The organism is Brevibacillus sp. FW306-2-1A-C05A (assembly GCF_058781555.1).
In genome coordinates, this window is sequence record NZ_JBYSWV010000081.1 from 1 (window position 1) to 11295 (window position 11295).

Here is an 11295-nt window from a genome sequence, read left to right on the forward strand (position 1 = left end):
ATTTTTTGTGAATTACATGCGTGCGGTTCGCTTCTATCTCCTTGCCATGTTTCCACGAAAAAAACCGACGACCCCCGCATTCAAGCGGTACATCGTCGGTCTTGTCATGCAAGCCTGTTATTTTTTCACCGAAGGCATAACGCCTTCCGGAATCGGGCACACGTACGTTTTGTCGCCGAGGCGGGCTTTCAGCTCGGCTTTTGCCTTTGCGATCAACTCTGGATTTTGCAGCATATCTACCGCAGTAGCAGCCATGACCTTCCCGGCGTGCAGCATTCCTTTGTGCGCCATCGAGGTCGCTCCGAGCGACACCCATTGCCAGGAATGCAGCGTAGAACCGTTGATGAAGCAAGCTGTCGTACATTGCGCTGTCGGCGCGATCCAGCTTACGTCCCCTACATCCGTGGAGCCGTTCAGCGGAATCGTCGACCCGGTGTACGGGTTCAGCCATGTCACCATGTCCGGGTCCGGCGCGTCTGGCGACTGTCTTTCCGCTGTCGCTTTTTCCTGCGCAGACAGCGTTGCGCGCATCGCTTTTGCCAGCTCCAGCTCTGCTTCGTCGTGCACAGGCACGCCAAGCTCCTGGAAGTTTTTGTACATGACCTCTTCCAGCGTCTTGTTTTGCACCAGGTTAGAGCACGCCTTGTCGAAGACGATCTCTACTTCGGTTTCCGTCATGAGTGCCGCGCCTTTGGCGATTTTGCAGACGCGCTCGTAAATCTCCTGCACCTGGTCGACCTTCGGCGCGCGCACGAGGTAGAGCACCTCGGCGTACGCCTGCACCACGTTTGGCGACAGGCCGCCGGAATTGGTGATCGCGTAGTGCACGCGGGCATCGGTAATGATGTGCTCGCGCAAGTAGTTGACCCCGATGTTCATCAGCTCGACTGCATCCAGCGCGCTGCGGCCGAGGTGCGGACTGGCTGCGGCATGGGCGCTTTTGCCTTTGAACTTGAAGTAAACCTGGTAGTTGGCCAGCGACTCGACTGCCATGATGCTGTTGTAGCCCATCGGGTGCCAGCAGAGGGCAAAATCGACGTCGTCAAACAGTCCGGCGCGCGCCATGAACGCTTTGCCGGAGCCGCCTTCTTCCCCTGGGCAGCCGTAGTAGCGAACCGTTCCGCTCATGTTGTTTTCTTCCATGTACTGCTTCACGGCAACCGCCGCCGCCAGCGAAGCCGTCCCCAGCAGGTTGTGCCCGCAGCCGTGTCCGTTTGCGCCCGGCACTTCCGGCTCTTCTTTGGCCTGGCCTTTTTTCTGGCTCATTCCGGAGAGGGCATCGAACTCGCCCAGGATCGCCACAACCGGACTGCCGCTGCCGAAGCTGCCGATGAAGGCGGTTTTGATCCCGCCGACGCCGCGCTCCACCTGAAAGCCTTCTGCTTCCAGCGTTTGCGCCAAAAGCTCAGCGGACTGGTACTCTTCGAAGCGCGTCTCCGCCAATTCCCAGATGCGGTCGCTTACTTTAATGAAGGAATCCCGTTTTTGCTCGATCATGTCTGCAATTTGTTTGGTATGCATGTAAAAACATCCTCTCTATGTCGGAGTTGGCAAAAAGGCGACTTTGGCAACAGAGAGTTGCTTTTTAGGCAAGAAGCCGTCTGGCAATCCGCTCCAGCAGCTTGACACTGCGCGGCAAAATTTCTTCCTGAATATCGAACTTCGGATGATGGTGCGGAGCCGGAAGGTCGGTCCCGATCGACATGTACGTCCCTTTGCCGCCGCGCTCCTGCACGCGCTTAATCATGAAGCTCGCGTCCTCGCTGCCCATCGAGTTGTGCTCGCCCATTTTAAACGAGGAGAAGCCTTCCACGTGCTTCGCTTCTTCCAAAGCCAGCTCTGCCATCTCCACATCGTAGTTGATCGGGATCGCTCCCCCGATCACTTCGATTTTGTAGTCCAGCTCATGCATCGCTGCGCTGTGCGCGATGATGTTGCGCACGCGTTGCTCGACCTCGGCGTTGACTTCCTCGGAAACAGAGCGCGTCTCGACTACCATCTTGGCGTAGGCCGGAATGATGTTTGCCGCAGTGCCCCCTTCCAGCACCCCGACATTCACGCGAGTCGATCCTGTGCTAAAACGGGGAATCGCATGAATGTTGAGCAAAGCGGTGGCCGCTCCGAGCAGGGCGTTTTTCCCTTGCTCCGGCGAAGCACCGGCATGGGAGGACACGCCGTAAAAATGAGCGAGCATTTTCGTGGTGGCCAAAAAGCCGTAAGAGCCGCCGTGCACCTCGCCGAGCGGGACGTTGACGCCCAGGTGGTGACAGAAAAGGTAGTCCACGTCGTCGAGAAGCCCTTTTTGCACGATCGAATACGCGCCGCGCACTCCTTCTTCGGCTGGCTGGAAAATCAGCTTGAGCGTCCCGGCAAACTCCCCTGCCGCAAGCGCCTCCGCTACGCCAAGGCCAATCGTCGTATGCCCGTCATGGGCGCAGGCGTGCATGTTTCCTTCGTAGCGGGAGCGGAAGCCGTTCACCTGCGGAAAGTGGTCCGCATCGGTGCTCTCCAGCACAGGCAACGCGTCCATGTCAAAGCGGAACGCGACAGTGGGGCCAGGCTTGTTCCCTTTTTTCACCCCGATGACAGCGGTGTAGCCGCCGCGCATTTTTTCCACGATGGCCGGGTTGGCGCCATCGCGCAGCGCCCGTTCGTAAGCCGCTTCCAGCACCGCCTCGGACGGCAGCCCTCTGCGGGCATCGCCATCCATGGCGTCCTGGCCGTAAATCACGTCGTAGCCGAGGGAAGCCAAAATTTCCACTACTTTCGAAGCGGTGCGAAACTCCGTAAAGCCCACCTCGGGATGCATATGAAAATCTCTTCGTAACGAAACCAGATCCAGCATGTTTTTTTCCTCCTGTTTATTCTCGAGTCATCTTCAGTTCATCACCGGATAAACTCCAGGACCGATTGGCAGACCGACGAAATACCAGACGACCAAGAGCAATGTCCACAAAACAAAGATGGCGATCGGATACGGCATAATCAGGGCGTAGTACGTCCCCAGCTTCGCATCCTTTTTGTACTCCTGCAAAAAGCTCAAGAAGAGCGGGATAAACGGCGAAACGATCGCAAACGGAATGACCGACGAGTCAGCGACCCGGAATGCCACCTGCGCGAATGCCGGGTGGAAGCCAAGCGCCATGAACATCGGCACGAACACGGGCGCAAGCAAGGACCAGATCGCCGAGCCGCTCGCGATAAACATACACAGAAACGCAGACAAGAACATCAAGCCGATAAACACAGGCGCGCCGCTCATGTTCATTTGTTCCAGCAAATCCGTAATCGACAGCGCCAGGAAGCTGCCCATGTTGCTCCAGTTGAACATCGCCACGAATTGGGACAGCGGGAAAATCATGATGATGAATCCTGCCATGCCCTTGATCGGGTCTGTCAGCAAGGCCGGGATGTCATTTTGCTTTTTGATAACCCCAACCTTGATTCCGTACGTAATCGCTACGGTAAAGAAAAAGAGCAAAATGACAGGGACAATACCGGAAATGAACGGGGAAGGCACGATTGTCCCCTGCTTCGGATCGCGCAACAGGCCATTTTCAGGCACGACCAATACGGCAATCACAGCAATGAACACAAGCGCTGCGATACCTGCGGCACGCAAGCCTTTCTTTTGGGTATCGGACAAATCTTCCAGTTTCTTTTCCGATTTGCCTTCGCTTTTGTAAACGCCCAGGCGCGGCTCCACGAATTTATCGGTAATAAACCCGATCGCCGCCGAAAGCAGCAGGACAGAAGCGGACATGAAGAACCAGTTGTCGAGCACACTCACTGTCACGTCTGGATTCACTGACTTGGAAATCTCTGAGCTGATACCGGAGAGCAGCACGTCTGTTGTGACGATCAAAATGTTGGCGGAAAAACCGGACCCGACCCCCGCAATCGCGGCGAGCAGCCCTGCCACCGGATGGCGTCCGACAGCCAGGAAGATCAACGCGCCCAGCGGCGGCATAATCACGAACGCCGCATCAGAGGAAACGTGGCTGAAAAACGCGATAAACGCTACGAGGTAGCTGGCGTAGCGGGCACTGACCCGCAGGGACATTTTGCGAATAACGGCTTCCAACAGGCCGACCTTCTCCGCAAGTCCCACGCCGAGCATGAGCGTCAAAATGGAACCGAGCGGCAGGAAGCCGGAGAAGTTTTTAATGATGTTGGGCAAAAGCCATTGCAAGCCTTCCTGGCTGAGCAGATTTTTGACCTGCACCTGCTCGTTTTTGATCGGATCGACTGCCGTGACGTGAAAAATCGACAAGACCGCGGTAATAATCATCAAAGCGGCGATCAAATAAAGGAACAGCATGAATGGATTCGGCAGCTTGTTCCCGACTCGCTCTACCCATTTGACGAGACCGATTCCTTGTGCATACTCCTCATTCCGGTTTGTCTGTACAGTATGTGCACTCATGGAGCACTCCCCCTTAGGCCGTTTCTTTCTGCTGATAACCATCATTCTCGTTTGTCTCGATGGCGAAACAACAACGTTCTGAATGAGTGGTCAGTCTGGTTGATGGCATGAAAGCGAGAAGGTGAAAGCCCTTTCATTTTCATTTCAACACAATCCATTCATTCAAGCGCACAGCAAAGCTCGTCGCCGCGCAGATACTCCTTTCTTTTTTCGGTCGGCAATGACAATTATACGAATACAAAAAGACAATTTCGTTTAATTGGATTATATAACCTGGGTAACTTTTTTTCAATAGAATTGTTTGACTTCTTGAAAAATAGAAAAGCTTCCATGTTTATCCCTTGTTCCCCGGCTTTGACATTCGAAAACCGGGCCGTGCCAAACCATTGGCGCAGCCTTTGTTGCGCTGATACCGGGCAAGAATCTTATCTATCCATTCTTATCTGCACAAAAAAAGCAACCACCCATGCGAGTGGTTGCCTTCTTTGCTTCCTTATTTACTTGTAGCAGGTCGGTCACCTGGGCCGTCTGGTTGACCGCTTATTTTACGCCTACAGCGTCATACGCTGCCTGAACAGATTTGACTTGTTTGGAGCTGGCACCGAACAAGTCGGTTGCGGACTGTATCGCAGCACGGCGCATAGCCGAGAAGTTGGAGTAAGGCGTCAGGTAGTGCGTCAGAGCGTGGTAGTAAATTTTCGCCGTATCTTCGCGGCCGATGCCGTTGACGTTCACGCCGTAGTGCGTGCCGCCTTCTGCCAGCAGGTACGCTGCCTTGTTGTTGATTCCGCTGTTGATGTGGACGCCGCCGTTATCTTGGGAGCCGGTGTAGCGCTTGCTGTAGTGATCCGGGTCGCCGTACTCCGATGGGTCTTCCAGGGAACGCAGTCCGTCTCCGTTCGTACCTGGCGTGTAGATGTCCTCGCCCATCAGCCAATCGTCGTCGTCAATCATCGCACCGAAAATATCGGAAATCGACTCGTTCAACGCTCCCGATTCGTTTTGGTAAATCAGTCCTGCTGTCTTCTCGGTGACAGCGTGGGTCAGCTCATGCGCTACTACGTCCAGCCCGCCGGACAGCGGCAGGAATGTGCTGCCGTCTCCGTCTCCGTACACCATCTGGTAGCCGTTCCAGAACGCGTTGTTGTATCTCGTGCTGTAGTGAACGGTGGAGCGGATCAAAGCGCCGTTTCCATCGTAGCTGTTGCGGTTGTGCACGTCGCGGTAGTAGTCGTACGTTCTTTGCGCATACGCGTGCGCGTCGACTGCCGCGCCATCTGTCCAATAGTTGTCGCTGTCGCTCAGCAGCGTGCCAGGGAGCGTAGTGCGGTTATTGGCTGAGTATGTCTCGATGCCTTTTCCGCGAGTCTTGTCGCTCAGCACGTACTTGCCGCTTTGCAGTGTCGTCTCGAACTGCTTCGTATCGCCCAGCACGCCTGTTCCGCTTCCGGTCACGTGGTCGAGCATATTGTATTTGTTGATGACATCTCCGCTGTGCGCGTCGATAAAATACATCCAACGGCCAGGCTGCGGATCGAGGAAGTTCAGCTCAACGGCATACGCCAGGTAAGCTTCATCCTCATGCACGTAAATGTACAGCTTCGCCTCTGGGTCGCGGATGAAATCCGGCTCTTCGCCCACTTCATCCTCGATGTCCTTGATTGCTTGTTTCAACGCTTTTTGTTCACTGAGCTTCGGCTTTTTCTTCAACTGCTTGTTGTCATCGAGATCTGGAATGAACTGGCCCAGATAAGACGTGACATTGCCGTCCGCATCTATGTGAACTGTTTGCTGGAAGCCGTAAATCGGAATGCCGTTGTAGACTTCCTGCAGCCGGTAGTGCTTCGTATCCGTCTCTTTGTTGCGGACCTGATTCACAATTTGGAAGTGGTCCTCTACGTCTCCCTGGATACGGAACTCGTCTTTGTACTTCTCGAGGTATGACCAGACGACGTCATCCCCCTTAGCCCCTTCTGGCTCCCAAGCTTCCCCGATATACTGCGGTGTGTCCCACTGTTTGCTGTAATCGATTTGCTTCGGTTTGGCCAGAGCAGGCACCGATGCAAATCCCGACACACCTACGGCAATGCTGAGAGTGAGGCTGGTGGCAATGTAAGACTTTTTCATTCTAAAAAATTCCCCCAATCAAAAGATTATGAATGTATGAAACATTTTATCTTATTTGCTTTTTCTGGAAAAAATCCCTTTTTTCTCGGTATTTTTTTGCCGACATTTTCTCCATTTCTTTGACAAAAATCGCGGACTGGCTGTTCACGCTACCATACACCCGGCTTGCGCAGGCTTGTTCCTCTGGCTCAAACGGCCCGGCCAAGCGAGTGCCAAGGCTGCCCGGAGCGGCTCGTCCCGAATCGGCGGATCGCTTCTGCACCAACAAAAAAAACACCCGAGCTTATCGGGTGTTTGCCTGCTTTTTCAGCGCACAAGCGTGTATATTTTTTTCGGCCGACCGCGCATCGCCTGCTGTTCCTCGCCTTTGTACTCGGCAAGCTCCACTTCGCACAGGCTGCCCATGATTCGCTGGGCATTGCGCACCGTCATGGACAAATACGAAGCGATGTCTGTCGTGGTGAACGATTTCCAGCCCATCCGCTGCACCAGCGCCCGCAGCTTGTGGTACGTCTTGACGCTGACGTTGGCCTTGTTCAGCTTTTCGAGAAGCTCCCGGTCATTGGAGCGGTAAGCGTACTCCAGCTCCTCCGCTTCTCCCACCGATTCCATCATGACGCCGTTGTCCTGCACGACCACGATGCCGAACTGCGGCCGCTCCTTGGCGTGCTGAATCGCTTTTCTCGCGTTGTTTTCCGCAGAAAAAGCCGTATCGCCGAAGCCTACGCCGACTGCGACAGGCACGTCCGCCTCCAGCGAGAGCTGCTCGACCGTGTGGCGAAGCATTTCGATCTCCCGCTGGATCGCGCCGCGCGAGCTGAAAATCTGGTAGCGGCCGTTTCCATTTGCCATCAGCGAGCCGTCCAGGCGCTCGCAGAGCAGAAGCAAAATCTCCCTGATTTTCAGCTCCAGATGTTGCAGATGGAAGCGCGTTTTCGCCCGCTCGGGAATTTTGTCGAACTGTTCCAGCTCGATGATTTCCACCCCGATTTGCGTGTGCTTGAAATACGAGCTTTTCGCTTTTTCGATGACGATCTTCATCGCCTGGCGAATCTCCATCTTCGTCATCAGGACGCGGTACACGGGAATGCCGGCCTCGCGCAGCGCCTGCTCGACGGAAAACAAGGTGGTGAAAGCACCCTGCGTTTTTCCTTCTTTCCATAGAGAGAGATGGAACTGCGTAATGACATCAGGGTCGTAATGCTCGTCGTAGGTCATCACGTGCATTTCTTCCTCGGGAATATTCAGTTCGGACATCGCTTCGCGCAAATACGTCCCTTCTGAATCAATCATATCGACAGAGATGCGCTTCACGACTTCATTGTGATCGATCGACATCTGGATGAAGCAACGATACAGATTAGACCCGGTCGGCGGACAGTAGACGATATTGGCATCCGGGCTCAACACATTTTTGGCGATCGTAAAAGGAATCGGGCCAGAGAAAAACCACCCGTTAAATTCCGGGTTATGCTCCTGCACGATTCGGCTCACTTCTCTTGCATCGTCATAGGTGAAGGGAACGAATTCGATTTCATGCTCAAACTCATTGGCAACAGCCAGTATCCGCTCAACTGAGGGGGGCGGGCCCACAACACCGATTTTATACATAAGGGCGTAAACTCCTACCTGATTTGATAGCTTCCATAATTGGTTACCTCATTCTTATCATTTGCCGACCACTTTGTCTACTGGTGTCATTCATTCCTCTTCGCTAAATTAGTTAGCTACTTAACCAGTTACAAAACAGTGAGTTGTATCAAGCATTTGCCAAGAATACTTTGTTAATCACCTAACATAAAATTTTTTTGTCGAGCAAGATAAATATTACCTTTGCGAAACAAAACGCAAACAAATATTCTGAATATATGTTTCTATCATTTCCAAGGGGGATTTACATGAAAAAGGGCATTGCGCTGGCAACCTGTCTTACCTTGCTGTTCGGGGTAATCACAGGCTGTTCGAACTCGACAACCACTTCCCAACCGGCGGGCCAACCATCCGCCACACCGACAGAGGCGACAAAGGCAGAACCGATGGTGCTGCGCTGGAGCATCAACAGCGAACCGCCTTCCATGGACCCTGGCATCGCAGTTGACGCCGATTCGTTTGACATGATCTACGCCGCTTTTGAAGGCTTGACCAGCTACGACCTGAACGGACAACTGACCAACGCCACCGCAGAGAGCTTCACCAACACGCCGGACTACATGAACTACACGTTCAAAATCCGCAAAGACGCCAAGTGGAGCAACGGCGATCCTGTCACCGCCCACGACTTCGTCTATGCGATCAAACGCAACCTCGATCCGAAGACAGCGTCCGAGTACGCCTATCAGCTTTACTACATTAAAGGAGGAGAGGAATACAATACGGGTAAAGGAAAAGCCGAGGACGTAGGGGTAAAAGCACTCGACGACTACACCGTCGAATTCAACCTGAAATCGCCTACGCCGTTTTTCCGTGAGCTGACCTTTTTCCCGACGCTCTTCCCGCTGCACCAAAAAACAGTGGAGGGCAACCCGCACTGGGCTGCCGAAGCGAAAACGATCGTGGGCAACGGGCCGTTCATCATGGACACCTGGGAGCACAAAAGCAAGATCGTCTTCACCAAAAACCCGAACTACTGGGACAAGGACAACGTAAAGCTGGACCGTCTGGAAATTTCGATGATCGAAGACAACAACACGGCTTTCTCCATGTTTGAAAACGGCGATATCGACTGGGGCGGCTACCCGGCCTCCACGCTGCCGCCCGATGCCATCCAGTCTCTGAAGGACGCAGGCAAGCTGATGGTAGCGGACAACCCCGGCACGCAATCCGTCGTGTTCAACACGAACCAGCCGCCTTTCAACAACAAAAAAATCAGACAAGCCTTCTCCTACGCGATCAACCGCCAGGAAATCATCGACAACATCCTGCAAACCGGCGTACCAGCCGCTTACGGATGGGTGCCGACCTCGATGGGCCTGAAGGCGGACGGCTACTTCAAGGAGGACGCAGAAAAAGCGAAACAGCTTCTGGCAGAAGGGATGAAGGAGCTTGGCCTGACTGCCTTCCCGACCGTCACCTACACTTACGACACTACCGACACGAACAAAAAAGTGGCGGAAGCTTTGCAAGACCAGTGGAAAAAAGTGCTCGGCGTCGACGTGAAGCTGTACAACGCAGAGCTGAAAGTGTACCGCGACATGCGCTCCCAGGCCAATTTTGACCTGATCCGCTTCCAGTGGGGCGCAGACTTCAACGATCCGATCAACTTCCTGGAAATGTTCCGCGACAAAACAGGCGGCAACAACCACCCAGATTGGGAGAATGCCAAATTCAAGGAACTGATCGACAAGAGCTACAACGAGCCTGACCTGGAAAAACGCAAGCAAATTTTGCTCGAGGCGGAAACCATCCTGATGGACGAAATGCCGCTCGCGCCGATCAACTTCCGCGGAAGCCCTTATGTGAAAAACGACAAGGTGAAAGACTTCATCATCTTCCCGCTCGGGGGCGCGTACTTCAAGTACACGTCGGTGGTGACGCAGTAGCAGGTGCAACGACAGAACACGAAATGTATTTCACGAATGAGCTATAACGAAAGACTAGCCGGTTTTCACCTTGCCAATGGTGTAACCGGCTTTTTCTGTCCCTACATTGCTAAATTTGAAGTAAGATGCAGAGAAAGTTGGGACTAAGACGAGTATATGAATGCAATCAAGACAATAAACACTTCATTCCTTGTGAATAGCTGGCTAATTGAATCGAAGGACTTTTTTCATTTGATTCTCGTGTATCTCTATTTTACTTAGGAACAGGTTGATTAAACGAATAACTTCGTTCCTCATTCAACAAAAAAGATCCTAAGTTAAAAAACTGTCAAACTTGGGATATTCAAAAATCCCTGATAGAACACATATGTCATGCCATGATATCTACTAGTGTATCAAGTTGAGCCTGGTCATGAACAAACGCTGGAGCCAGTTGTATGTATTTCTGAATAGGTGTCTCGTTTTTAGTCCGCCACAAACATGTTAATTGTATTTTTTGTAATAAAAGGATAAACACGGTAAAATCGGTTTGGTGATTAACTATTTGAATCAACTACTTTGACTTAAGGAGCTGATCCACTTGTTAAACAAATGGAAGGTACTTCTTTTCATTATTTTAGGTGTATTTGTTTTATATTTTTCATCATTGGACTTACTAATTTCTTGGTTAGTTCATAAGAACAGTTTGGGTTCACTAGAGTTAATAAACTACTAAACATTAAGAGATTTTTCCTGCTGAATCCGTGGCTTAGGCGAGCGAAAAAGGGGGGCTCATTCCCTTGTCCACAGTTCCTCTTTTCTGTTAAATCACTTATTTTCTAGTACCCAGTGTTAGGTGAGCAACTCCTTTTTCTTCAGCCATTGCTAACATTTCAAACAAGCTACGTTCCTGATTTAGAAAGCACTAGTTTCACTGAAGGAGACTTTGACCTCTTTTCCAGCCCAGATATATCTAAGCTTGCACAACGGATGATCGCATCCATACAAAACCGAATCTTTTATGCATTTCGACAACGTTAGTGCTACTCTTGTGATGATAGCTATGTAGATTAATTGTTTCTCTATAGAAAGCTTGAATGCTTATAAACTTTTGTATTAAATTTCTATATTATGTAATATATAATACTTTTAGTAACAAACATCTTAAAGTCATTTGAAAGGGGATCTCTATATATGAAAAAAACTAACAAGTTAGTTCCGTAT

6 protein-coding genes are annotated in these 11295 nt (G+C 51.9%); 1 reads left to right on the forward strand and 5 read right to left on the reverse strand.

Translation table 11 applies throughout. The features are described 5' to 3' along the window. Positions 1-117 precede the first annotated feature (117 nt). The 5 genes from AC3WJN_RS24865 to AC3WJN_RS24885 all read right to left on the reverse strand — a co-directional run bounded on the left by AC3WJN_RS24865 (position 118) and on the right by AC3WJN_RS24885 (position 8164). Positions 118-1521: a M20 family metallopeptidase gene (locus tag AC3WJN_RS24865; RefSeq protein ID WP_005832175.1), complete on the reverse strand. Its 1404-nt coding sequence runs from the start codon at positions 1519-1521 to the stop codon at positions 118-120. A gap of 64 nt (positions 1522-1585) precedes the next feature. Continuing rightward, a complete protein-coding gene (locus tag AC3WJN_RS24870; RefSeq protein WP_007777093.1) occupies positions 1586-2845 on the reverse strand; it encodes an amidohydrolase in 1260 nt (419 codons plus the stop codon). 33 nt (positions 2846-2878) lie between these two features. Beyond that, positions 2879-4426 carry an AbgT family transporter gene (locus AC3WJN_RS24875; protein WP_005832179.1) on the reverse strand — a complete coding sequence of 516 codons (1548 nt, stop codon included), beginning with the start codon at positions 4424-4426 and terminating at the stop codon, positions 2879-2881. Positions 4427-4966: 540 nt separating this feature from the next. After that, positions 4967-6553 (reverse strand): M4 family metallopeptidase, encoded by a 1587-nt coding sequence (locus AC3WJN_RS24880; RefSeq protein WP_005836258.1) that lies wholly within the window; start codon positions 6551-6553, stop codon positions 4967-4969. A 306-nt stretch (positions 6554-6859) separates the two neighbouring features. Continuing rightward, on the reverse strand, positions 6860-8164 hold the full coding sequence (locus AC3WJN_RS24885; protein ID WP_005830768.1) for a hypothetical protein: 1305 nt from the start codon (positions 8162-8164) through the stop codon (positions 6860-6862). Between the two features lie 287 nt (positions 8165-8451). Between AC3WJN_RS24885 and AC3WJN_RS24890 the strand changes: the two genes are divergently transcribed. Beyond that, the gene (locus tag AC3WJN_RS24890) at positions 8452-10092 is read left to right on the forward strand and encodes a peptide ABC transporter substrate-binding protein (protein ID WP_007777104.1); all 1641 of its coding nucleotides are present in this window, start codon (positions 8452-8454) and stop codon (positions 10090-10092) included. Positions 10093-11295 lie beyond the last annotated feature (1203 nt).